The organism is Pedobacter insulae, assembly GCF_900113525.1.
In the GTDB taxonomy this organism is placed as follows: Bacteria; Bacteroidota; Bacteroidia; order Sphingobacteriales; family Sphingobacteriaceae; genus Pedobacter; species Pedobacter insulae.
The window spans coordinates 42,999-68,112 of record NZ_FOPP01000008.1; the positions used below are offsets into that span (position 1 = coordinate 42,999).

Sequence of the window (25,114 nt, forward strand, 5' to 3'; positions counted from 1 at the left end):
AAGAAATACTAATTTTTCTTTCTTAGCTCGCTCAGATATTCAGGTGTTAAACCCAAGTATGAGGCCAACATGTATTGCGGTATTCGTTGTACAAACTCTGGGAACAGCGACACAAACTGGCGGTAATTCTCTTCTTTCGAATAATCATAGAAGTATTTAAATCTCATCTGAGAAGCTGCATAAGCTCTTTGCATTACCATTCTAAAATATTTTTCGAGTTGTGGCAATTTTTCAAATAATTCGTCCTGGATATAATAGGGTATCGCGATGACTTCTGATTGCTCCACTGCTTGAATGCAAAACTGGGCGTTTAACTGCTTTGTAAAACTCATGTAATCTGAAAGCCACCAATTTTCTAAAGCAAATTGAGTGATCTGTTCAACTCCTTTTTCATTGATAAAAAACATCCTTAACAAACCTTCTTCTACAAAATAATTAGCCTTGCACACATTACCCTCTTGAAGAAGAAATTCTTTCTTCTTAACAGTTAATACATTTACCTTGCTTATTAGAAATTGGGTTTCTGTTTCGTTAAGCACAACGTATCTTTTAATATGATCAATAAATTTTTGCATAAATCTCCAGGCTTATATATTTTTCATTTTTTATCTCACATTCTTGCATGGTTCCTTCATGCTTAAAATCTAACTTATTCATTAAATTTTTGCAGTTTTCGTTTGCTGATTCTACGAAAGCTTCAATCCGATGAAGACAAGCGTGGTTGAATCCATACTTGCAAACCAAATTTGCAGCTTCTAGTACAATTCCTCTCCCCCAAAAACTGGGAAGAAGCCAAAAACCGATCTCTGCTTTTTTATGCACTTTACTTAGGTTGTTGAGTCCGATGCCCCCATAAAATACTTCTCCTTCTGCATCAAATATAGCCCACCATGCTCCAGTGCCATTAGCTTCCAGCTCTTTAAACCACCGCATTTGTGCCTTAGTTTCGGCTAAGCTTTTGTAATGGACGCCATAGTAATGAATAACCTGAGGATTGGATAATCCCTGGAACACTAACTCAATGTCATCATCGAGAAAGGGTCTTAACAATAGTGTAGGAGTTTTTAATGTGGGTAAAGTTGTTGCCATTAGCTTTAAATCTGCTATCAAATATATTTATATTCCTAAACGTGCTAAATAAAAATAAACCTTTCTTTTGCTAGTATGTTGTTTACATACATCAAAACGATAATAATATGGAAACTAGAACAGTAAATGCGGAGGTTTTAAACGACCTCATTCAGATTAACAATGATAGAGTTGTAGGATATGAGAAAGCAATTGAAGAGTTGAGTGTTGAGGATAGTGACTTAAAGGATCTTTTTGTGAGAATGATTCGTGAAAGTCACAGACACAAAATGGCATTAGCCACTGAAGTTCAGGCGCTTGGCGAAGATGTTGAAACTGGGACCACTAATTCGGGTAAAATTTACCGGGCGTGGATGGATGTAAAAGCTGTTTTTTCAGGCCACGATCGTAAAACCGTTTTAAGTAACTGTGAATTTGGAGAAGACGCAGCACAAAAAGCATATAAAATGGCGTTGGAGGAAGATGATTTATCTGCAAATTTAAAAGACCTTATTACAGCGCAGAAAGCAGAATTACGCGTGTCGCATGATGAAATCAAAGCTTTGAGAGATTCTCTATAGAACTTTAATCTTACTCGTCATTGCGAGGTACGAAGCAATCTAATTGAGATTGCTTCGTACCTCGCAATGACGATTTATCTACCTCGCAATGACGATTTACTTTTTGTCCAACTCCTTATCTAATTCTTTATCTAAATAGTAAGTTACTTTATGAATGGCATTGTCAATAGTGTCACTTAAAATCGTAATAAAAGAGCCCGGTATAGCTGTTTTGACTATCTTTTTCATTACCTCATCACCACTGTTATTAATCTCGATTGGTATATCGGGTTTAACTTCTTTTAAACCAGTTATTAGTAAATCAATTAAATCTTCTTGCTTGCGGCCCCGCAGGTATTTCTCTTGGCAAATAATTACTTTATCAAACATGTGCGCAGCTATCCGTGCTGTCTCAATTATATCTTCATCCCTACGATCACCTGTGCCTGAAATTACTCCAATATGCTCTGTGGCTTCGATGCTTTGCAGGTAGGCCTTAATCCCATTGAATCCGTCAGGATTATGTGCAAAGTCGACCAATATCTGAAAATCTTTAAATTTAAAAACATTCATCCTGCCCGGAGTTTGTGCAGCCGATGGAATAAAGGTTTCTAAAGACATGCGGATATCTTCGGTTTTATATCCCCATAAGAAGGTTGTTAAAGTAGCTGCTAAAACATTTTGGATCATAAAGTCTACAGAACCATTGAAGGTGATAGGAATATGGGTTGCCTTTTCAACTCTGATTTTCCAATCGCCTTTTTTAATAGTCACATAACCATTCTCATAAATCGCAGCGATTCCACCGTTTTTACAGTGTTCTTTTATTGCCGGATTTTTCTCATCCATGCTAAAATATGCAATATTACAATCAGCACTCTGTGCAATTTTCAAGCAATAAGAGTTGTCGGCGTTTAAGACCGCCCAACCACTTCGTTTCACCGCTCCAATTACCACAGCCTTCACTCGGGTTAAATCCTCGAGGTTATGAATATCTGATATGCCAAGATGATCTTCTTGAATATTTGTAACAACGCCTATATCACATTTATTGAATCCTAATCCAGCTCTTAAAATACCCCCTCTTGCGGTTTCTAAAACAGCAATTTCAACTGTAGGCTCTTTTAAGATGAACTCAGCACTGAAAGGTCCGGTTGTATCCCCTTTCATTAGCATGGTGTTTTGTACGTAGATCCCATCGGAAGTGGTGAAGCCTACTCTGCTACCATTATTTTTCACAATATGGGCGATTAAACGCGTAGTCGTAGTTTTACCATTAGTGCCAGTAACGGCGATAATTGGAATACGGGCAGATTTTCCTGGTGGATAAAGCATGTCTATCACCGGCGCAGCGACATTTCTTGGCAAACCTTCGCTTGGTGCTAAATGCATCCTAAAGCCTGGGGCAGCATTTACTTCTAAAATTACGCCTCCATTTTCGGTTAGGGGTTCGGTTAAATTTTCGGCCATAATATCTATGCCGCAAATATCCAAGCCAACAATTCTGGAGATACGCTCACAATTAAAGACATTTTGCGGATGGATCTGATCCGTGACATCAATTGAGGTTCCCCCTGTACTTAAGTTGGCAGTCGATTTCAAATAAACCAGTTCTCCTTTTGGTACAACTGTTTCTAAGGTATACCCTTTCTTATCTAATAAATCGAGGGTGTCGCGGTCGACCGTAATCTCTGTTAGCACATTTTCGTGTCCATAACCTCGGCGTGGATCTTCATTTTCTTGATCAATTAATTGTTGTACGGTATTTTTTCCGTCCCCTTTAATGTGTGCGGGAACCCGCAAAGCTGCAGCAACCATTTTATGATCGATAACCAGTACTCTAAAATCGTGGCCGGTTATAAAGCTTTCTACAATAATCCTTCTAGAATATTCTTTCGCATAATGGAAAGCAGCAATGGCTTCTTCCTCATTTTTTACATTAATCGTGGCGCCTTTTCCGTGATTTCCATCCAATGGTTTAAATACCAAGGGAAATCCAACTCTCTTAATCGCGTCATAAACATCCTCAAGTGAGGATGCCGTTACTCCTTTTGCTACTGGAATCGCTGCGTCATTCAATAATCTTTTAGTTTCATCTTTATTGCCCGCAATATCAACCGCTATGCTGCTTGTCCTTTCAGTCATAGTAGCTCTAAAACGTACTTGATTTTTGCCGTAACCTAATTGCACCAAAGAGCTTTTGTTTAACCTAATCCAAGGAATATCTCTGGAAATAGCTTCATCCACAATGGAACCAGTGCTTGGTCCAAGACGCTCTGTTTCTCTTAGTTCACGCATTCGCTGAATATCGTGTTCTAAATCATATTCCTTATCGTTAATCAGCGCTTCCGCTATGCTAACAGCTGCTTCGGCGGCAAAAACACCAGCTTTTTCTTCTAAGTAACTAAAAACTACATTGTAAATGCCTTCCGTTTTAGTTTGCCTAGTTCTACCAAACCCGGTGTCCATCCCCGCCAATGTTTGAATCTCTAAAGCAATATGTTCTATCACGTGTCCCATCCAAGTTCCTTCTTCCACTCGTGATAAAAAGCCTCCTGGTGCACCTTTTGAACAACGGTGGCTATGTAAGCTTGGAATTAATTTCTCAATCCTTTCCCTAAATCCTGCTATAGAATTAGTTGGTCGTTGCTCTAAATCTTCGAGATCTAAGCGCATTTGGATTAATTTTTTCCGGTTAATAGACCAAATGTTTGGTCCCCTTAACACCTGTATCCCTAATATCTTCATTGTCGTATTGTTTAAATGGCAGTTATGGAGCGTTATACTCAGTTGAGGAGTTGAGCCCCAAAGAATGGATTAAAGTATAAATTTTTTTTGAATTTTTTATCCTCGATTTTGGAAATAGCTAATAGGTTAAATGTTAATTAAAACTATAATATTGATAAAAATATTAATAATTATTAGGCTATTGCCTATATATTTGGCACGATTGGGAATATGTAAACAAGTAGAATGGCTCCAAAAGGTAAATTAATTATAATAGGCGGTGCAATAAATACGGGAAGTTTTGCCGAAACACAATTCGGGTTACCGCAAAACATGAACTTTTTTGAGCGTGGTATTTTAAAAAGAATAACGACTGAATCTATTAAGGAAAACGAATCTCGCTTCGAGATTATGACTACCGCTTCATTAATTCCTGAAAAAGTAGGAGAAGAGTATATTAAGGCATTTGCCCAATTGGATGTGCATGACGTGGGGGTTTTGAACATTGGAAGTAGAGAGGAGGCTAATAATCCTGCGCATGCAGAACGGATTAAGGCTGCTGATGTGATTATTTTTACTGGAGGAGATCAATTGAGGTTGACCTCCATTTTTGGTGGTACAGAAATTCATAGGATTTTGCTCGATAAATATCAAAACACGGAAGTTGTAATTGCCGGCACATCGGCTGGTGCAGCAGCAAGTTCTAAAAATATGATCTATCAGGGAAGCAGTAAAGACGCTTTGCTTAAAGGGGAAGTTAAAATAACAGGTGGTCTAGGTTTTATTGACGATGTAATTGTAGACACCCATTTTATTCAAAGAGGGAGGATTGGCAGATTATTGTACGCTGCTGCGAGTAATCCGGGAATTCTGGGAATTGGATTAGGAGAAGATACAGGGCTGTATATTCATGGAAATACCATGGAGGCAATTGGCTCTGGAATGGTGATTTTGGTAGATGGGAAGAGCATGGCTGACACAAATTTAACAGATGTTGAAATGGGTCAACCAGTTTCAATAAAAAATATGATTGTGCACGTGATGTGTGACGGGGATATGTACGACTTGGACAATCATCAATTAGTTATTCATCATCCGAGGGTAATTCCTACGGATTCTTAAGTATTGTAATGATGAAAGTTATCATTCACGGAGGATTTATTGGAGAGTCAAGCTTAGACCCTGAAACAAAAAAAGCAAAACAAGATTCCTTAGCAAGAATTGTAGCCCAAACTCATCAATTCCTACAAAGCCATACTGCCGTGGAAACAGTTGTGTTTGCGGTTTCTTTGTTAGAAGATGATAGGTTGTTTAATGCCGGGTTAGGTTCTCACATTCAAAGCGATGGTAAGGTTCGATTAAGCGCTTCCTTGATGGATGGTAGTTCTCAAAAATTTAGTGGTGTAATCAATTTGGAAGATGTGCAACACCCTATTCAAGTAGCGAATTTGTTAGCACAATACAATGATCGGGTGCTGAGTGGAGAAGGGGCATTGAACTTTGCAAGAAAGAATGGCTTTGAGTATTTTAATCCGATTACTGCCCAAAGGAAACTTGAATATGAGGCAAAACTTAATCAAAACGATAGAAAAGGAACCGTTGGCTGCGTAGCCTTAGATGCAGCAGGAAACATTGCTGCGGCAACTTCTACCGGTGGTAAGGGTTTTGAAATCCCGTGCAGGGTAAGTGATTCGGCTACTGTTGCTGGCAACTTCGCGAATGAATATGCAGGGATATCATGCACGGGGGTTGGCGAAGACATTGTAAATGGGGCTCTAGCTGCGAAAATAGTAACGAGAGTGACGGATGGCCTTTCTTTACAAGCTGCATGTGATAAATCATTTGTAGAATTAAAGGCTTTTGATGGTTTTGCTGGGGTTATAGGAATTGCGTCAACAGGAGAAATTTACCATTGCGATTCCCACCCAACTATGGTTTGGGCATCTTTTGATGTTAATTTACAGGTGTTTAACTAAAATTATTCGTATCTTTATAAAAGTTAAAACCAATAATTTCATCATGAATAGAATCTGTTTAGCGCTCGTGTGCCTTTGGATTACTTCAAATGCGCTTGCACAATCCAGTAATTCTGGCCCTCAAGATCCTTCTCCATACGGACCTGCAATTAACGTAGCTGTGCTGGATGTGAATGAATCTGAAGCGGATATTTTTTTTTCTGATGCGGAAAGAAATGAGCGAAAAGGTGACCTAAGTGAAGCGCTGACTTTGTTTGGAAAAGCCGCATTTGAATATAATAGCAACAAGAAACTACCACAATATGCTGCGTCTTTGCTTAGAATAGGCAATGTCCATCTACTCCTTTCACATTATAGCGAAGCTGAGCAAGTAGTTTTAAATGTTGCTTTAAAAACATACTCCCGTCTCGGAAATAAAGCTGGCCAAATGGCGGCCTATCATCAATTGGGCAAAATTTATTTCGGTTCAAATAAGCTTACCCAATCCCTTTGGTTTTATACCCAGCAGGGGATTTTAGCACAACAATTAAAAAATAACGCGGCCTATATTGAGTCTGTCTTAGGAATTGCTACCGTTAAAATTAAAAAAAGAGATTATCACCTAGCGATTAAAGACATTAGCAAAGCAGAAGCATTGGCAAAGTATCATAAACTTAATCAGTTTAACAATCAAATTAAAATAGCTAAAACTATCATCTCCGAAAAACAAGCAGGCAAAAAAACGACTCGTTAGTTAAAATATTTGTAGCTCTTTAGATGAAATATTTACCCGCTCTTATTTTATTTATTTCCCTCCATTTTCAAGCTAAATCTCAGAATCAGAAAACGTTAGACAGTCTAACTCAAGTTGCAGAAGATACCAAAGATGACAGGTTAAGATTGAAGATTTTAGGCGATTTATGTTGGAGTTATGGATCAATTGACTTTGACAAAGCCTTGTTCTTTGGGAAATCTGAACTTCAACTGGCCGAGAGGCTTAACGATTCTACTTCGATTGCATTGGCCTATAGTGATATCGGTAACACCTATATGCGTGTTAATAAGTTAAAGGATGCATTATCATTCCATTTAAAGTCTTACGCTTTAAGAGAAAATTTAGGATTAAAGGCACAAGCTGCAGGCTCGATCTCAAATATTTCTATAATCTATAAGCAATTGGGTAATTATAAAGATGCATTGAATTATATGCATCGTTCCCTAAAAATTTATGAGGAAGAAAACGACGAGGCGAAGCAGGCAGTTGTATTAAATAATATCGGGAATGTTTATCTGATTTATCAAAAATTTGCTGCTGCCAAAGAAAGTTATCAGCGTGCTATCTCTATCGCTAGAAAGACAAATTCGATGTCTACTTTGGCAATTGCCTATGGGGGAATGTTCAAATATTACTATCACAAAGCCGACTACCAAAATGCATTAAAACAAGCACTTATTGCAGAGCGGTATTTAAAGTCGTTGAACATGCAAAGTGATTTAGCAACTGTTAATAATAACATTGGACAGGTTTATGAAAAGCTGGGCAAATACGAGGAGGCGATGAAGTACTTTAAGATCTCCTTAGACTTTAGAATTGCTATGAACGATCAACTGGGGATTGCAAGCTGCTATAAAAATATCGGGGCAACTTACACGCAACTTAATGATTATGTTGCCGGAGAAAAATATATTGATAAGAGCATTGCTATTTTTAAAGCGCAAGGGGCTAAGGACTACCTGAGAGAGGCTTATGATTTATTAGGGGCTCTGTTTGAACAAAAGCAGGATTATGCAAATGCGCTAAAATCTTATAAGGGAAGCGTTGAATTAAAAGACAGTATTTATAGCAAGGAAGCCACGAATAAGATAAATGAATTGCAAATTGCTTATGAGACTGAAAAAAAGGCACAGCAAATTATTATGCTGAACAAGGAAAATGAAATTCAAAAACTCATACTCTTTAAGCGAAATGTTTCTTTAGGTGTTTCTCTCGGCGCATTGTTGCTAACAATTGCTTTAGGTTTTTTAGTCTTTAAAAACTTGAAGATCAAACAAAGGGCCAATCTGCAAAAAGAAATTATCAAACAGCAGGATCTTGCTACAAAATCAATCCTTTATGCAGAAGAAAATGAGCGAAAACGTATTTCAGCAGATTTGCATGACGGATTGGGACAGCTTTTTTCGGCCGTTAAAATGAATCTCTCCGCTTTGTCTAATGAACTTGAATTTAAAAACGATGTAGATAAAACCACCTTTCAAAAGACTTTAAATCTAGTCGACGAAAGTTGCCGGGAGGTGAGAGCTATTTCTCATCAAATGGCACCAAACGTGCTACTAAAATCCGGTCTAGCAACGGCCGTTAGAGATTTTATCAATAAAATTGACGCTAGAAAACTTAAGATAAATCTCGAAACGGTTGGATTACAGCAGCGGCTTGATCAAAATGTGGAAACTGTGTTGTATCGTATTATTCAGGAATCGGTAAATAATGTAATCAAACATGCTAATGCTAACACTTTGGATATACAGCTAATACGAGACGAAGAGGGGATTAATGCAACTATAGAAGATAATGGATTAGGGTTTGATGCCACATTGGCAGATAAGTTTGATGGAATTGGACTGAAAAATATTCGTAGTAGAGTTGAGTATCTTAAAGGTCAGGTAGATTTTTCTTCCCAACAAGGTGCGGGAACGCTTGTAGCTATCTATATTCCTTTGTAAATTAGGGGAATGGAAATTGCTCTCAAAACAAACTTATTTATCGTTGACGATCATCAGTTAGTTGTTGACGGCCTTCGCTCATTGCTCTATAATGAGGCGCAATATGAGATTGTGGGTTTTAGTAACCAGCCAAAGGAAGTGATTGATATGCTGGATCAGTTAAAGGTAGATGTATTGCTTACCGATATTAATATGCCTGACATGACAGGAGTAGAATTAACTAGGGCTGTGAAAAAGAGATTTCCGAAGATAAAGATTCTGGCTTTGTCGATGTTTGGAGAAATTCAGGTTATTAAAGAAATGATCGATGCGGGGGTTTCAGGCTATATTTTGAAGAATACAGGTAAGGAGGAATTAGTCGAAGCCCTTGGTAAATTGGCTAACGGCCAGTCTTTTTTTGGAGAGGAAGTAACCCGTGAGTTAATGAAAAATTTTAGTAGCAGTGAGGAAAGTTTTCACTTAACTAATAGAGAGATCGAAATTATTCGACTTATAGAAAGTGAATATAGTAATAGGCAAATGGCAGACTTGTTGTTTATTAGTGAGCGCACAGTAGAAACTCATCGTAAAAACATTTTTAGGAAAACTGGCACACAAAGTATAGTAGGTTTAGTGAAGTACGCTTACGAGCATAAGATTATTTAGACAATAGGATTAATGTTATTTGCGTTTAAGAACAAATAGCGCTTCAGGTTAATTAACGAAATAAGATAAGTTTACAAAAAAGATACAGTGAAAAGTTGTATCTTTTTTGTTTATTTAAAAAATTGGTATCATATTGGATGCGGGAAATATAAGAAATGGATTTTAAATTATTCAAAGAGATGTTAAGAAGAGTATTAATGGTAACCTTTACAGCCGCTGCACTTGCTTGCAGTGCTGCGCCTGAGGTGCAGAAAATGGTTGATGGTGTGCAGAATATTAAACCAGATGAGCAGCAAAGCTTGGTGTGTAAAGAACTTGTAGGGTTAATTGAGAATTATAATTACAAGAAAATTAAAATAAATGATTCAATTTCGTCTATTGTATTGGATAGATATATCAAAGCCTTAGATCCATCGAAGTATTATTTTTTGGCTTCAGATATTAAAGAGTTCGAAAAATATAGAACCACATTAGATGATGCATTTAGAATTGGTGATTTAAGTGGCCCGTTTTATATATTTAATGTCTATTTAAAAAGATACAATGAGCGAATTAACTACTCTATTGCGCAGATAGGAAATAAGTATGATTTTACTCAAAATGATACCTATGTATATGATCGTGAAAAAATGCCATGGATTTCGAGCACATCTGCATTAGATGAGGTTTGGAAGAAGAGAGTTAAATACGAATTGGTTAATTTGAAAATTGCAGGAGCAGACCCGGCTAAGAACGTGGAAACCTTAACTAAACGCTATGAAAACTTAAAATCTCAAGCGGCTAAATTCAATAATCAGGATGTTTTTCAAATTGTAATGGATTCCTTCACTGAGGCTATTGATCCCCATACGAATTATTTCAATCCTAGAAATGCAGAGGTTTTTAATCAAGAAATGTCAAGATCGATAGAAGGTATTGGTGCTACTTTGCAATTGGATAATGAGGTTACCAAAGTAATGTCTATCGTTCCTGGAGGACCTGCATTTAAAAGTAAACTATTAAATGCAGGAGATCGAATTGTTGCAGTAGCACAAGGTGTTGATGGGGAGTTTGTGGATATCGTTGGCTGGCGAATAGATAATGCAGTTTCTAAAATTAAAGGGCCTAAAGGCACAACTGTACGGCTAAAGGTTATTCCGGTTGGTCAGGAATTGTCTGCTAAGCCAGTTGTTATTACCTTGGTTAGGGAGAAAGTAATTTTAGCAGATCAATCTGCTAAAAAAAGCGTTAAAACTATCCAATCTGACGGTAAACCTTTTAAAATAGGTATCATTGATGTACCTGCTTTTTATGCAGATTTTAAGGCAGCTAATGCTGGAGATCCTAACTATAAGAGTACGACACGAGATGTAAGATTATTGATCGATAGTTTAAAAAGTATTGATAAAGTAGATGCTATTGTGATGGATTTACGTGCCAATGGAGGAGGTTCATTGGTAGAAGCAATTGATTTAACAGGGTTGTTTATAGATAAAGGTCCAGTTGTGCAAGTGAAAGATCTAAGAAGTGCGGTGGATGTTAACGAAGATAAGAACCCTGGGGTCGTATGGAATGGCCCTCTTGGTGTAATTGTAGATCGGTTAAGTGCATCGGCATCCGAGATTTTTGCAGGTGCAATTCAAGATTATGGTAGGGGAATTGTGATGGGTACGCAAACCTATGGTAAAGGTACCGTACAATCATCAATTGATATGAACAGGCTTTTTAAACAGTCATTTCTACAAGAAATTTCGGCGGCATTAAAACCTAAAGTTAAGACGACTCCTGTTTCTAGTGGTAATACTGCGGGTGTAGCAGCACCAGTGGTAGATAAGGACGGAATTATACAATTTGGACAAGTCAATTTAACTATGGGTAAATTTTACCGTGTTAACGGTAGTAGTACTCAACATAAAGGTGTTATTCCAGACATTAATTTCCCTTCTGTTTACCCAATGGATAAAATTGGAGAAGATACTGAGCCCTCTGCATTGCCATTTGACGTTGTAAAACCATCTAATTACACTAGTGTTGCGGATCTATCTGCTATAAAAGCCGATTTGTTAAAATTACACGAACAGCGCATGGCAAAATCTGTCAACTATAAAGTATTAGTAGAAGACATAGCCGAAGGTAAGAAACGTGATAATGAGACGACGGTTACCTTAAATGAGGCCAAACTTAAAGCGGAAAGAGATTTATTGGAAGCCAAAGTATTGGCAAGAACAAATCAGTTGAGGGAAGCTAAGGGGTTGCCTCTTCTTAAAAAGGGCGATAAACCAACTAAAGAAGAAGCCTTTGATTTTGTACAAGATGAGAGTTTAAAGGTGATGGTTGATTTTATGAAACTGTCGGGAATTGATCAAAAATTGACTAATAATATAAACCCAGTTATTAATAAATAACTTATTGGTATAGCCAAATCTATAAGCAGTCTTCCAAACAAACGGACTTTCACATTGTTATTAGTTTGATCGCTCGATTAAATAGAACATAAGAAAATGAATGTAAAACGTATTTTTGGGACTGTTTTAACAATATTAGGGATAATAGGGTTAATTTATGCTGGTGTAGGATTTGTAAATCATACTATCCAGAGCCGTGAACTTATTGTAATGGGAGTAATTGGCGTGATCTTTTTTGTTTCCGGGATTAGTTTAGTAAGGAATACGAAAGATGAAGCTTAACTGTTTAGCTACTAATTAGCCGACGTTATTTCTCCTTCTTCTGAAAAAATAAGATTGTGGCCTTTAAAGTCGACATCAGTTAAATACTTCATTCTTTTATAGGCTGCCTGGGTCGGGTCTAATAATAGACCTTTGCTTTTATCTTGCTTAACAGAAATTATGTTGGCCGATATAAAGTCCCCTTGGGAATTAATGTTTAGTTTTAATAGTGGTGCGAAACCATTTGGCCCTTTTAAACTAAACATTCCATAGGTGCAAAAATTACCTAAACTATAAGCAATAAATTTTTGCTTGTAAACCTCTATTGCGCGCGTTACATGCGGGCCGTGACCTAATACCACATCGGCACCTGCATCTATCACTGCATGGGAAAAAGCATATACATTTCCTCTATTTTCTTTGTAAAACATCTCAGTTTTCTTGGTCACGTGTTCAAAATTAGCTCCCTCAGCTCCTCCGTGAAAAGAAACAATTACGATATCTGCTTGGTTTTTTAGGGCAGCCACCAGCATTTTGGCGCTATCTATATTGTTAATCGAAAGGGTATTTTCATTAGGAGCAAAAGCACAGAACGCATACTTTATATTGTCTTTTTCAAAAATGGAAAAGGGCTTATCTAATTGCCCGGCATAATGAATTTGCAAAGAGTCCAGGATTTTTGCAGTATTCCTCCTTCCTCTAGCATCAAAATCCCCGACATGATTATTGGCGACACTCAGTAAATTAAACCCAGCTTTTTTTAAAATTCCTGCATAACGATCCGGCATTCTAAAAGCATAACAGCTAGCAGGGTTAAGTCCCTTACACTTGTTTGAGTTCCCGGAGTTTAAGAAACAGCCCTCTAAATTTCCGAATATGATATCCCCTTTTAATAGAGAATCAACTGCAGCAAAACTACCTATCGCATCATCTGGAGGTAGATTTAATTTGCTGGGAAACCCAGACCCAAGCATGATATCGCCAACCGCTGTGATGTGAATCGTATCTTTGGTCTTTTTTATTGTATCGATAGCTGGTGTTTCCTGAACTACCGGAATAGTTTTATGCTGGCAGCCTATAGAAATATAAGCGCCGAGGATGACCAGTGATAAAAAAGCTAAGAATCTATTCATATTTCATAAAAAAATCCTCTCCGCTTAAACGAAAAGGATTGTATGTTTTTGATAATATAACTGCAAACTACCTTTATTCCTCAACAAACTCTGTCTTTGTTCCTTCAAGAATTCTACCGCCTTTATAGAAGTAACGACTATAATAAGGTTCATTTAAATTACTTATTTTAACTCCGCCAGAGCTTGAATGGGCAAACCGACTATCGCCTAAATAAACTCCTACATGAGAAATGCTACGACTTTTGATTTTGAAGAAAACTAAATCACCCTCTTTTAACTCGTCTTTCGACAAAGGATCAGTCATGCTGAAAATATCTCGGGAGTTACGTAAAATTGTGGTATTAAATACTTTATCGTAAATGGTCTTTGCAAAAGCTGAACAATCTATTCCTTTTTTTGTATTTCCGCCAAAACTATATGGCGTTCCAATCCACTCGTAAATAAACTTGTATAATTTTAAGTTAGAGGTTGCGTTTACTGCTACACCCATTACTTGAGAAAAATACTGTGATGCTAAGTTGTCAGGATCTTCTAATTTGCTGTCTTGTTTAGTTTTATTTTGTGCGAATGCGGTAGTAAAACAACATAATGCGATGAGAGTCGAAAACAAAAACTTTTTATTCATGTTATACTGTTAAGTTTGGGTTAAAAATACTTACACTTAAACGTACACCACTGCGGGCTTATTGTAAGGAAAACAAAAGTAGGACTTTAGAAAGTGTTATCCAAATATTTTTATTCGTGTTCTATAAGCTTACCAAGAATTCTCTAGAATCTTAAGTTTAAGGTAATTAAATAATAGTGTGTATTCTTTACACCTAGCAAAATTTAATTCGAAAGCTATCTTTGTTGGTGAAATCTTATTTGTTGATTGTGAATAAGGGGCATTGTGTCCGTTAAAAACGTTTAAGTATCGCATCATGAAAGGGATGGAGCGATAAAGCAGTTATCGTAATTTTAACGATAGCTTTTCACGATTTTCGTTTGAAACGTAGCATAAAATACAATAAAAAAAATTAGATTTGCTCTCGTAAATAAAAATCAATACCTCAACATGAGTGCAGTAGAAATAAATAAGGATACCTATTTGAAATGGTTTGAGTCGATGTTGCTGATGCGCAAGTTCGAAGAGAAGACTGGACAATTATACGGACAACAGAAAATCCGTGGATTTTGCCACTTATATATAGGTCAGGAGGCCGTAGTAGCAGGAGCAATTTCTGCAATGGGTCCTGAAGATTCGATGATTACTTCATACAGAGATCATGCGCATGGATTAGCTTTGGGTATGAGTGCTAATAGTATTATGGCCGAGATGTATGGTAAGATTACGGGCTGTTCAAAAGGAAAAGGTGGATCGATGCACATTTTTAGCAAAGAGCATAACTTTTATGGTGGACATGGAATTGTAGGCGGTCAGATGCCTTTAGGTGCTGGTATTGCATTTGCAGAAAAATATAAAGGCACCAAAAATGTAAACATTTGTTATATGGGTGATGGAGCTGTTCGTCAAGGCGCCCTAAACGAATCATTTAATATGGCCATGTTATGGAAGTTGCCCGTAATTTTTGTTTGCGAAAACAACGGTTATGCAATGGGTACTTCGGTAGAGCGTACAACTAATATGACTGATATTTATAAAATCGGTTTGGGTTTTGATATGCCTTGTGCCCCGGTAGATGGAATGGATCCGGTTGCAGTTCATAATGCAATGGATGAAGCTATTCAACGTGCGCGCAATGGAGAAGGGCCAACATTCTTAGAGATGAGAACTTACCGTTACCGTGGTCATTCAATGTCCGATCCGGCTAAGTATCGTACCAAAGATGAGCTAGAAGAGTATAAAGCAAAAGATCCTATTGAGCAAGTTCGGGAAGTAATTTTGAAAGAGAAATATGCGGATGATAAATGGATTGCTGAAATTGAAGAGAAAGTAAAAGGGATTGTTGATGAATCAGTAAAATTTGCCGAAGAATCTCCATGGCCGGATGTATCTGAGCTTTATAAGGATGTCTATGTACAGGAAGATTATGCTTACAACAAAGATTAATTTTAGAACGCAATTCAATAGAAATATATAAATGGCTGATATAGTAAAAATGCCCAAAATGAGCGACACCATGACCGAAGGGGTAATGGCGAAGTGGCATAAGAAAGTGGGCGATAAAGTTAAGAGTGGCGATGTTTTGGCTGAGGTAGAAACTGATAAAGCCACCATGGATTTGGAGTCGTATTGGGATGGAACGCTTTTATTTATCGGAGTTGAAGAAGGTAAGGCAGTTCCCGTTGACGCTGTTATTGCCGTAATCGGTAAGGAAGGCGAAGATTATAAAGCCGCCTTAGAGGCTGAAGCTGGGACCGGAAGTAAGGAGCCTAAAGCTGAAAGCGAACAACCCAAAGGTGAAGCACCTGCTGAAGGCGGAGGTTTAAGTGAAGAAGAACTCGCTAAAAAAGGCGTAACCGTAATTCGCATGCCTTTGTTGAGTGATACCATGACTGAAGGTGTTATTGCGGAATGGCATAAAAAAGTTGGAGACAAAGTTAAGGATGATGATATCTTAGCTGATGTAGAAACCGATAAGGCAACGATGGAAGTAATGGGTTACGCAACAGGAACTTTATTACATGTTGGCGTGAACAAAGGGGAGGCGGCCAAAGTAAATGGTATTATTGCCATCGTTGGTCCCGAAGGAACTGATATTTCTGGGATTTTAGCTGGCGGCACTGAGCCAAAAGCCGAAAGTTCAAAACCTAAAGCTGACAGCGAAGAGCCCGCGGCGAAAGCTGAAGCACCAAAAGAGGAAGAAAAAGCTCAAGTAGTTTCTAATTCAAACGGAGGCCGTATCATTGCATCCCCGTTAGCTAAGAAAATAGCAAAAGAGAAAGGCATTGATTTATCACAAGTTGCGGGTAGCGCAGAAGGTGGACGGATAATCAAAAAAGATATCGAGAACTTTAAACCATCAGCTGCTCCTCAGGCTGAAAGTGGAAAAGTTGTTGCAGCTGCTGCTCCGGTAATCCCTACTTATGTAGGTGAGGTTAAATTTACAGAAGCACCGGTTTCGCAAATGCGTAAAGTTATTGCAAAGCGTTTAGCCGAAAGTTTGTTCACTGCCCCTCATTTCTACTTAACGATAAGTGTTGACATGGATAATGCAATGCTTGCTCGTACAGCAATTAATGCGGTTGCTCCAGTAAAAGTTTCTTTCAACGATATTGTAATTAAAGCGGTTGCTGTTGCATTGAAAAAACACCCGGCTGTAAACTCATCATGGGGAGGAGACAAAATCCGTTTCAATGAGCATACAAATATTGGCGTAGCTATGGCTGTTGAAGATGGCTTATTAGTACCAGTTGTTCGTTTTGCAGATGGCAAATCACTATCGCACATTTCTGCTGAAGTTAAAGATTTCGGTCAGAAAGCAAAAGCTAAAAAATTACAGCCATCAGACTGGGAAGGAAGTACTTTCACTGTATCTAATTTAGGGATGTTTGGTATAGACGAATTTACTTCAATCATTAACTCTCCTGATGGGGCTATTTTATCCGTAGGAGCTATTCAGGCAATACCTGTAGTTAAGAATGGTGCCGTGGTTCCAGGGAATGTGATGAAGTTAACTTTAGGTTGTGATCACCGGGTAGTTGATGGTTCAACTGGAGCGCAATTCTTACAAACCTTAAAGGGATTACTTGAAGAGCCGATCAGGTTATTGGCGTAAGATACTTTTAGAAAAATTTATAATAAAGCCTCCACATTAGTTGGGGGCTTTTTTGTTATCTTTATTAATGGATAACAAACGCTATCAGCCTATTCAGCCTAATCAACGTACCGTTATTGTCGACATTTTAAGAGGCTGGGCGCTTTTGGGTGTAGTACTGATGAACTATTATGACTTTTTTACGTTAGGTAGAAACTGGGAAACATTTAAACCAGACGCTTTCACAAACATCGCAATGTATATTATTAGTATCGTGTTCGCAGCTAAATCGTGGACCTTGCTGAGTGTATTATTTGGGTATGGTTTTGCGGTGCTGATGAATAATGTTAAAGGTAAGGGCCATAATCCCTATGGGTTTTTTGCTGGCCGAATGTTTTGGCTTTTGGTGCTGGCTGTTATTAATAGTGCGCTGTTTTTTGGCGATATTTTAAAAGATTATGCCGTGCTGGGTTTTCTAATGCTATGCTTTTATAAAAGTTCGGCAAAAACAACTTTTAGATTGAGTATTGTTTTGCTTGTTGCCCTCCCTGCAATTGTGGGATATGTGGGCTCATTAAAAGACACCGGCTGGATCCAAATGGAAAAGCAATTTCCACTATATCACAGTAATAATTTAATTGATGTATTTTGGTTCGGATTGAAGGGGACCTATTTTGCGCAAATGATGAGTAAGCCTTATTTGTATGCTGTGCATGTGGCGATGTTTATTTGCTTTCTGTGGGGTTTCACGCTGTATAAGATTAATTTCTTCGACGATTTTTCTACTAAAATAAAGCAAGTTAAAAGGGTTTTTTGGATTAGTTTAAGTGTAACCGTTTTCTTAACTGCGTTTTTTATGGTCACACAGAAATTAGGGTGGGCTTTTTTAACCTATTATCGAATGCGTTATTGGCTTATTTTTGCAACTATGTTAACCATTGGAAGCGGCATATGCTGGCTATATATTTCTGGTAAATTGAAATCTTTTTTTGCAAGTTTAGCCGTTTTCGGCAAAATGACCTTAACGAATTATATGACGCAAAATTTAATTGGTTTGCTTGTCTTTTCTGGCTTTGGACTTGGGTTTTGGAATACAAAACCAATTTGGTTCTATTTGCTACTGGCGATTCTTGTTTATACCATTCAGGTCTATTTTAGTAGGTGGTGGCTTTCGAAGTATAACTATGGTCCGGTAGAGTGGGTATGGCGACAGTTGAGCTATAGGAAAAGTTTGCCTTTGACGAGGCTAAAAGACTAAATCTTAAAGCATTTAGAGCCGCCACACTTTAAATTGTCTTTAGGCTTTGTCCTTTAAGCTTTCAGCTTTTTTTGTACTTTTGCGCCATGTCTATTACCAAGCCGAGTTTGCCAAAAGGAACGAGAGATTTTTCACCACAAGAAATGGTGAAGAGAAATTATATTTTCGATACAATCAAAACAGTATTCCGGAAATATGGCTATGCCGAAATACAAACTCCAAGTATGGAGAACTTAGGCACCTTAACAGGTAAATACGGAGATGAGGGCGATAAGTTAATCTTTAAGATATTAAATAGTGGGGATTTTCTCGGCAAAGTGGATGAAAGTTTCCTCGCAACGCGTAACTCACAACTTATAACGCCTAAAATTTCTGAAAAAGCACTTCGCTACGATTTAACCGTTCCTTTTGCGCGGTATGTGGTAATGCACCAAAGCGAGATTTCTTTTCCATTCAAGCGTTTTCAGGTGCAGCCAGTATGGCGTGCCGATCGCCCTCAAAAGGGCAGGTATAGAGAGTTTTATCAATGTGATGCTGATGTTGTAGGGTCAAGTTCATTGTTAAATGAGGCTGAGTTTGTACTGATATATCAAGAGGCATTGAGCAACTTGGGATTGAAAGATTTTGATATTAAAATCAATAATCGTAAGATCTTAACTGGTATAGCAGAAATTATAGGCAAACCCGAATTAATTGTTGATATGACGGTGGCAATCGACAAACTGGACAAAATAGGTTTCGAAGGGGTTACTAAGGAATTATTAGAAAGAGGTTTCAGCAGTGCAGATATTGAAAAGTTAGAACCTGTAATCTTACTACAAGGTTCAAATGATGAGAAGTTGGAGAGTTTGAAAGCTGTTTTAGCTTCGTCGGTTGTTGGTGTAAAGGGAATTGAAGAAATAGAAACGGTATTTGAGTACTTGAAAGCTCTTAACCCCCAACCTTCAACCCTCAACCTTCAAATAGATATTACCTTAGCTCGTGGATTAAATTATTATACAGGCTGTATATTTGAAGTTAAAACTAATGAGGTAGCAATGGGAAGTATTGGAGGTGGAGGTAGGTATGATGACTTAACTGGGATGTTTGGCCTTAAAGATTTAACAGGCGTTGGAATTTCTTTTGGAGCAGATCGCATTTACGATGTATTAGAGGAACTAGATCTTTTTCCAGCTTCTGCTGCTCAAGGAACGAAAGTATTGATCAGTAATTTCGATACTGTTGCCGAAAAATATGCTTTGCCATTGTTACAAAAATTAAGAACCGTAAGTATTAGCTCCGAACTATATCCCACTGCTGCGAAACTTAAAAAACAAATGAGTTACGCCGATGCTAAAAATATTCCCTATGTAATTTTAATTGGCGAAGAGGAAATGAAAACTGGCTTTTTAACTTTAAAAGATATGCATACGGGCGTACAAGAACAGTTGACGGTTGACGAGATTATTGGTAAATTAATTTCCTAACTAATGTTTATGTTGCATGAAACTTTCAAGATTTCTCCTTGCCTGAGTAGAAATTTTCTTGTTTAAAAAGCTAGTCCAGCCCAATAATATTCCAGGCAATCCTAATGCTTGTCTTGACCAGGTAAAAAAGCTAAAATCGTCTGTATGTTTAACAATCTTTCCGTCTGCTATTTCGAAAGTAGCATCTATGCGGTTGACAACTTTTTTGCCTGTCGCTGAGAAGGTGTAATGGGCATCCCAATGCGCGCTAACTTTGTTATCGACAGCAGAAATTATCTGATATGCTAAGGACATGTCTTTGCCTTTAACAATAAGCATTTCCCACATAGCCTTAACCTCATCAGCATTTAAATTTTTAAATATTGCATCGTTAAATATGGCATTATCTGCGTAACATTCTTGCATGCCTTTAAAGTCTCTATTTTTAAAGCAAGTATAGAAATGATTAATTAACTGCTCATTAGTGCTCATAGAAAAATCTTGCTATTTAATTAATATGTTTTTCCAGCTAGGATTCCTTCAATTTTGTCCAAAAGATCATCAATGTCGAAAGGCTTAGCTAAAAAGCCATTCGGCTTATGATCACCATGCTGGATATTTTCGGCAGTATATTTAGCTGAGATCATTAATACTGGAATATTAGTTGTTGCCTGGTTAGTTCGAATTTGTGATAGTAATTCACGGCCATCAGCATCCGGTAACATGATGTCTAAAATCATCAGGTCGGGTTTAAAAGCATCTATATGTTGCATCATATCTTCGCTTCTATTTAGTCCCGCCACTTTATAGGCCTCGCTTTGTAGAATTAAAGTAATTACATCCAAAATGGCGTGGTTATCTTCAATTACAAGAATGTTTTTATAGCGTTTAACTTGCTTCGTCAAGGTTTATGGATTTAGAGATACAAATATATTTAATGCCATGATAATTAATAGACTTTAATTTCTAATAAATAAAAGTTAATTTTATTTCCATAAATCATTTAGAAAACAATAATAATAAATAAAAATATAATATATGAAAAGAAATGCAACAGCCATTTGGACTGGCACAGGAAAAGATGGTAAAGGAACTTTATCTACTCAAAGCGGTACATTAAGTAATACACAATATTCGTTTAAGAGCCGATTTGAAGAAGGTGTTGGAACAAATCCTGAAGAGCTTGTCGCCGCTGCGCATAGCGGATGTTTTTCTATGAAATTAAGCTTTAACATTTCCGCTGAAAATATTACTCCAGAAGAAATCCATACGAAAGCTACTGTGAATTTAAATCCTGAAAAGGGAGAAATTACAGATGTTCATTTGGAGGTAAAGGTGAGAGCTTCAGGATTGTCGAAAGAGAAATTCGATGAACTGGTGGCTGACGCTAAAGCTAACTGCCCGATTTCGAAATTATTAAATGCTGATATAACCATAGATGCAGAGTTATTGTCTTAGATTCGGTGATTTCACAATTTTTAACAATAAAAGGTCTCAATTATCATTAACTTTGAGTTTCACAAAATGTGGAATGATATAATGTTATGAAGAAGATCTTTTTTTTAGCGCTGCTCTTTTGTATAAGCCAAGTGGCATTTTCGCAAAATGTAATTGGTTTGTTTAACAAAGCAAATAACTTTTTCTATTATATGGAAGAAGCTAAGTATGACTCTGCGCATATGTATTTTGACGATGCCGAGAAAGCTAAAGTTTCGCCCGAAAATTTAAAGCAGATTTGGGAAAGCATTAAAAGCAAATTAGGTAAGGTGAAAATGCTCGAAGCAGTTGGCAGCAGGGTGCAAGGCGAATTTTTTTCGGTAACTGTGGAAGGTAAATTCGAAAATGATGATCAAAACTTTATTTTAGGATTCAATAAATCTGAGAAATTGGTAGGTCTTTATATGCCTCCAAAACTCGCAACTTATACACCTCCAAGTTATTCAGATACCACTAAATACCAAGAGAAATCGGCATACTTAGGTTCAAAGGACCAACAGTTAGCGGCAATTGTGACTACCCCTAAAAACGTAACAAATTTTCCGATGGTTGTATTGGTTCACGGCTCTGGACCTAGCGATATGGATGAAACCATTGGAGCTAATAAACCATTTAAAGATTTAGCCATCGGCCTTGCTGCAAAGGGTATTGGCTCTGTTCGCTATGTTAAAAGAACGCTGCTATATGCAAACCAGTTCAATAAAGCATTTACTGTAAAAGAAGAGGTAATTGATGATGCCGTAGCTGCCATTGCATTAGCGAAAACTATCAACGGCGTTGATCAGAAAAATATTTATCTGTTAGGACATAGTTTAGGAGGTATGCTAGCTCCACAGTTAGCAACTTTATCTCCATCGCTAAATGGAATAATATTAGCTGCGGCACCTGCCAGAAAGCTGACCGATATCATCATTGAACAAAATAAGTACTTTTTCGATTTAGCGAAAGACACTACCGCTGCGGTAAAAAAGCAGTTAGATGAGATCTTAATTGATGTAGAACGGAGTAGGCTAACTCAATTGGGTAATATGAAACCTGATTCGACCATCATTGGTTTACCAGCTTCGTATTGGATAAATTTAAATAATTATGATCAGATTGCTACCGCAAAGAAACTTAATAAACGGATCCTCATCATTCAAGGGGGAAATGATTTTCAGGTGACGCAAAAGGATTTTAACTTATGGGATGCCGCCTTGAGTAAAAAGAAAAACGTGAATCTACAGTTCTATCCTGAATTAAACCATTTGTTAGCTGTGCAGACGGAAAAAGGAACATCTGCTCAATATAAAACCCCGGCAAATGTTTCGGAGAAACTAATTGATGATATTGCATTGTGGATTAAGGGGAAACCGATGAGCCAATAATCCCCGAAGGCTTGTAATTCTCTTTAAAAGTCTGTACCTTTGCACAAAAATTGTTTCACTGTTGTCTTGCCATCGAATTTTTGCAATCCTTTCATAAACAATGAAGTATAAATAGTTTATGAATCCCGAATGGGTTGACTAAATGCGAACAGAATGAAAAAAGTTGGAGATTATAGAAAGACATTAGGGGTTACAAAGGCTACCGAGTTAAGGGAGATTAAGAGTATTTACAGGAGCTTAATGAAAGATTGGCATCCGGATAAATTTTCTGAAAGTGCCGAAAGCCAGTTAGCTGCCGAAATAAAGAGCAAAGAGATTATTGAAGCCTATACATTTTTGGTAAGTATCGCTCCTGAAACTTTAGCGCATGCTAAAGATGAATACATCCAAACGACAACCTTATCTAATATTCAAGATTTTCAGTTTAAAGATCAAATTCTGCGCATCGATTTTTTTGATGGTAGTGGCTACGAATATTTTGATGTGCCCAGAGCGGTTTATATCAAATTGGTTAATGCCGACTCCCCAGGTAGATTTGCGAGGAGACACATTTTTAATGAATATCCTTACAGAAACGTAGCTAAGCTTGCGACTGCATAAAGCGGATCTTCCATTCATAGCTTAAAACAGCCGGGATATTAACGCTTTCTATTTGTTTCCAATTCTGTAACTCGTTTATAAATTCAGGTGGTTCAAATCCTGATTCGATGCACAGCTTGGTATAGAAATCTTTTCTGGTAGGATGGTCTGGACAAACGGCATGATAGACGACACCAAATTTCTTTGTATTTAAAATAGTGGAGGTTAAACCTATACAGTCTGTTAAATGTATAAGGTTAATAGGTGCAAGGCCATTCGCTATGCCTGTTTTACCAGCAAAATGTCTGGCTAAATTTCTATTCGGACCGATTAATCCGCCAAAGCGAATAATTGTACTTACAAAGTCAGGATGGTTTCTTAAAAACGTTTCGGCAGCCAATAATGATTTTCCCGTTTCACTGGTTGGTGTTGGATTATTCGTCTCGTTTACAATAAAATTCCCATCCTCATAAACACCGGAAGAACTAATTAGTATTATATTTTTCACGCGCTCCGTAGTCGCAATTGTTCCAATATTCCTGATTTGAGAGACATAATCTACCGCAGCCTCAGCATTATTTCTTCGTGGGGGTATGCAGATGATCAGCACATCACATCTAAAAAAACCGGTATTAAATTGTTCATTTTTGTCCGCGAGATTTAGCAGAAAAGAGACAATACCTAAATCGGCCAATTGTGAAATCTTGTGTGCGTTTGTGGTTGATCCTTTTACGATATAGCCTTCTGCCAGAAGTGCTTCTGCCAATGCTACGCCATACCAGCCACAACCTAAAATGCTTATTGTTTCTTTTTTCAAGGCAATAATTTATACGGCCAAGATAAACACAAATATAGATTTATCGGCGAATTGATTTTTTTATGACAAACTACAGGAGTGAATTTATTAACATTGAATAAGATATGTTAATTTTAACTTAAAACTAAATAAGAAATATGAAAGCAATTATGAGATCTATAGTATTACTAGTTGTAGTACTTGGCCTGCAGGCCGAAAGTAATGCACAGGGCGTTAAAATGCCCCAAGCAAGTAGTGGACAAACCATTATTCAAGATTTTGGTTTAGGAAAAATTACCTTAACCTATTCGCGTCCTAATATGAAAGGACGTAAGATATTTGGTGCATTAGAACCTTTTGGTAAGGTATGGCGTACTGGAGCAAATTCAGCAACTGTAATTAAATTTTCTGATGATGTAACGATTGAGGGTAAAGATATCCCAGCTGGAGAATACGGATTGTTTACCATACCTGATAAAACATCATGGACAGTTATTTTGAGTAAGACCTCAAAAACATGGGGAGCCTATACCTACAACGCAGCTGATGATTTTGCACGTTTCACGGTTAAGCCAATGACTATGAAAGAAAGCATGGAGACCTTCACAATTCAGTTTGCGAATGTTAAACCTACTACAGCGCAACTTCACCTTATGTGGGAAAACACTGCTGTAGCTATTAATCTAAGTACATCGGTAGATGAAAAAGTAATGGCAGGTATAGATGCAGCCATGAAAGGCGATAAAAAACCTTATTTTCAGGCTGCACAATATTATTTCGAGAACGGTAAAGATTTAAAAACAGCTTTAAATTGGATGAATGAAGCAGAAAAAGCTGATCCAAAAGCTCCATGGGTGAAGTTATGGAAAGGAAGAGTTCAGTTGAAAATGGGGGATAAAGCAGGAGCGCAAGCAACAGCCCAGTCTGGAATTGATATTGCAACAGAAATTAAAAACGATGAATATATTCGTTTGAATACCCAATTATTAGCAGAAGCTAAAAAGTAGCCTAAAAGTTTAA

At 37.5% G+C, this 25,114-nt stretch carries 23 protein-coding genes; 15 read left to right on the forward strand and 8 right to left on the reverse strand.

Translation table 11 applies throughout. The features are described 5' to 3' along the window. Positions 1-8: 8 nt before the first annotated feature. Both BM207_RS13570 and BM207_RS13575 read right to left on the reverse strand, forming a co-directional pair. The gene (locus BM207_RS13570; protein ID WP_090995197.1) at positions 9-575 is read right to left on the reverse strand and encodes a Crp/Fnr family transcriptional regulator; all 567 of its coding nucleotides are present in this window, start codon (positions 573-575) and stop codon (positions 9-11) included. Further along, complete coding sequence (locus BM207_RS13575) at positions 559-1,089, reverse strand: GNAT family N-acetyltransferase (RefSeq protein WP_090995200.1); 531 nt, start codon at positions 1,087-1,089, stop codon at positions 559-561. The genes BM207_RS13570 and BM207_RS13575 overlap by 17 nt, the downstream gene beginning before the upstream one ends. Positions 1,090-1,196: 107 nt before the next feature. Between BM207_RS13575 and BM207_RS13580 the strand changes: the two genes are divergently transcribed. Continuing rightward, on the forward strand, positions 1,197-1,649 hold the full coding sequence (locus tag BM207_RS13580; RefSeq protein ID WP_090995203.1) for a PA2169 family four-helix-bundle protein: 453 nt from the start codon (positions 1,197-1,199) through the stop codon (positions 1,647-1,649). A gap of 96 nt (positions 1,650-1,745) precedes the next feature. On the opposite strand, the gene cphA is transcribed toward BM207_RS13580, so the two are convergent. Further along, a complete protein-coding gene (gene cphA, locus BM207_RS13585; RefSeq protein ID WP_090995206.1) occupies positions 1,746-4,376 on the reverse strand; it encodes a cyanophycin synthetase in 2,631 nt (876 codons plus the stop codon). Positions 4,377-4,601: 225 nt separating this feature from the next. Between cphA and BM207_RS13590 the strand changes: the two genes are divergently transcribed. The 6 genes from BM207_RS13590 (at position 4,602) to BM207_RS13615 (ending at position 12,060) form a co-directional block, all read left to right on the forward strand. After that, entirely contained in the window at positions 4,602-5,477 is an 876-nt protein-coding gene (locus BM207_RS13590; RefSeq protein ID WP_090995208.1) for a cyanophycinase, read from the forward strand. Positions 5,478-5,485: 8 nt separating this feature from the next. After that, a complete protein-coding gene (locus BM207_RS13595; protein ID WP_245768115.1) occupies positions 5,486-6,331 on the forward strand; it encodes an isoaspartyl peptidase/L-asparaginase in 846 nt (281 codons plus the stop codon). Between the two features lie 43 nt (positions 6,332-6,374). Further along, complete coding sequence (locus BM207_RS13600; RefSeq protein ID WP_090995714.1) at positions 6,375-7,064, forward strand: tetratricopeptide repeat protein; 690 nt, start codon at positions 6,375-6,377, stop codon at positions 7,062-7,064. 23 nt (positions 7,065-7,087) lie between these two features. Continuing rightward, positions 7,088-9,031, forward strand: a complete 1,944-nt coding sequence (locus BM207_RS13605) for a tetratricopeptide repeat-containing sensor histidine kinase (protein ID WP_090995212.1) — start codon at positions 7,088-7,090, stop codon at positions 9,029-9,031. Between the two features lie 9 nt (positions 9,032-9,040). Further along, positions 9,041-9,676 (forward strand): response regulator, encoded by a 636-nt coding sequence (locus tag BM207_RS13610; RefSeq protein ID WP_090995215.1) that lies wholly within the window; start codon positions 9,041-9,043, stop codon positions 9,674-9,676. Between the two features lie 155 nt (positions 9,677-9,831). Further along, entirely contained in the window at positions 9,832-12,060 is a 2,229-nt protein-coding gene (locus tag BM207_RS13615; RefSeq protein ID WP_090995218.1) for a carboxy terminal-processing peptidase, read from the forward strand. Positions 12,061-12,353: 293 nt separating this feature from the next. Here BM207_RS13615 and BM207_RS13625 read toward each other — a convergent pair whose 3' ends face one another. Together BM207_RS13625 and BM207_RS13630 are read right to left on the reverse strand one after the other, a co-directional pair. Further along, positions 12,354-13,454 carry a CapA family protein gene (locus tag BM207_RS13625; protein ID WP_090995222.1) on the reverse strand — a complete coding sequence of 367 codons (1,101 nt, stop codon included), beginning with the start codon at positions 13,452-13,454 and terminating at the stop codon, positions 12,354-12,356. A gap of 73 nt (positions 13,455-13,527) precedes the next feature. Next, positions 13,528-14,079, reverse strand: a complete 552-nt coding sequence (locus tag BM207_RS13630) for a C40 family peptidase (protein ID WP_090995224.1) — start codon at positions 14,077-14,079, stop codon at positions 13,528-13,530. 429 nt (positions 14,080-14,508) lie between these two features. Here BM207_RS13630 and pdhA point away from each other — a divergent pair, with 429 nt between their 5' ends. The 4 genes from pdhA to hisS all read left to right on the forward strand — a co-directional run bounded on the left by pdhA (position 14,509) and on the right by hisS (position 19,876). Continuing rightward, the gene (gene pdhA / locus BM207_RS13635) at positions 14,509-15,504 is read left to right on the forward strand and encodes a pyruvate dehydrogenase (acetyl-transferring) E1 component subunit alpha (RefSeq protein WP_090995226.1); all 996 of its coding nucleotides are present in this window, start codon (positions 14,509-14,511) and stop codon (positions 15,502-15,504) included. A gap of 31 nt (positions 15,505-15,535) precedes the next feature. Further along, on the forward strand, positions 15,536-17,173 hold the full coding sequence (locus tag BM207_RS13640) for a dihydrolipoamide acetyltransferase family protein (RefSeq protein WP_090995230.1): 1,638 nt from the start codon (positions 15,536-15,538) through the stop codon (positions 17,171-17,173). A gap of 67 nt (positions 17,174-17,240) precedes the next feature. Further along, positions 17,241-18,410 carry a DUF418 domain-containing protein gene (locus BM207_RS13645; protein WP_090995232.1) on the forward strand — a complete coding sequence of 390 codons (1,170 nt, stop codon included), beginning with the start codon at positions 17,241-17,243 and terminating at the stop codon, positions 18,408-18,410. An 86-nt stretch (positions 18,411-18,496) separates the two neighbouring features. Beyond that, positions 18,497-19,876, forward strand: coding sequence for a histidine--tRNA ligase (gene hisS, locus BM207_RS13650; RefSeq protein ID WP_090995235.1), 1,380 nt, complete (start codon positions 18,497-18,499; stop codon positions 19,874-19,876). Here the strand turns inward: hisS and BM207_RS13655 are convergent, their stop codons facing one another. Together BM207_RS13655 and BM207_RS13660 are read right to left on the reverse strand one after the other, a co-directional pair. Then, positions 19,877-20,347 (reverse strand): nuclear transport factor 2 family protein, encoded by a 471-nt coding sequence (locus BM207_RS13655; RefSeq protein ID WP_090995238.1) that lies wholly within the window; start codon positions 20,345-20,347, stop codon positions 19,877-19,879. Between the two features lie 20 nt (positions 20,348-20,367). After that, positions 20,368-20,760: a response regulator transcription factor gene (locus BM207_RS13660; protein WP_090995241.1), complete on the reverse strand. Its 393-nt coding sequence runs from the start codon at positions 20,758-20,760 to the stop codon at positions 20,368-20,370. A 133-nt stretch (positions 20,761-20,893) separates the two neighbouring features. Here BM207_RS13660 and BM207_RS13665 point away from each other — a divergent pair, with 133 nt between their 5' ends. The 3 genes from BM207_RS13665 (at position 20,894) to BM207_RS13675 (ending at position 23,319) form a co-directional block, all read left to right on the forward strand. After that, a complete protein-coding gene (locus BM207_RS13665) occupies positions 20,894-21,313 on the forward strand; it encodes an OsmC family protein (RefSeq protein ID WP_090995244.1) in 420 nt (139 codons plus the stop codon). An 86-nt stretch (positions 21,314-21,399) separates the two neighbouring features. Beyond that, entirely contained in the window at positions 21,400-22,719 is a 1,320-nt protein-coding gene (locus tag BM207_RS13670) for an alpha/beta hydrolase (RefSeq protein ID WP_090995248.1), read from the forward strand. A gap of 153 nt (positions 22,720-22,872) precedes the next feature. Continuing rightward, entirely contained in the window at positions 22,873-23,319 is a 447-nt protein-coding gene (locus BM207_RS13675) for a KTSC domain-containing protein (RefSeq protein WP_090995251.1), read from the forward strand. Here the strand turns inward: BM207_RS13675 and BM207_RS13680 are convergent. After that, a complete protein-coding gene (locus BM207_RS13680; protein WP_177217125.1) occupies positions 23,300-24,115 on the reverse strand; it encodes an NAD(P)H-binding protein in 816 nt (271 codons plus the stop codon). The genes BM207_RS13675 and BM207_RS13680 overlap by 20 nt on opposite strands. 149 nt (positions 24,116-24,264) lie before the next feature. Between BM207_RS13680 and BM207_RS13685 the strand changes: the two genes are divergently transcribed. Then, positions 24,265-25,101 (forward strand): DUF2911 domain-containing protein, encoded by an 837-nt coding sequence (locus BM207_RS13685; RefSeq protein ID WP_245768116.1) that lies wholly within the window; start codon positions 24,265-24,267, stop codon positions 25,099-25,101. The last annotated feature ends 13 nt before the right edge of the window (positions 25,102-25,114 follow it).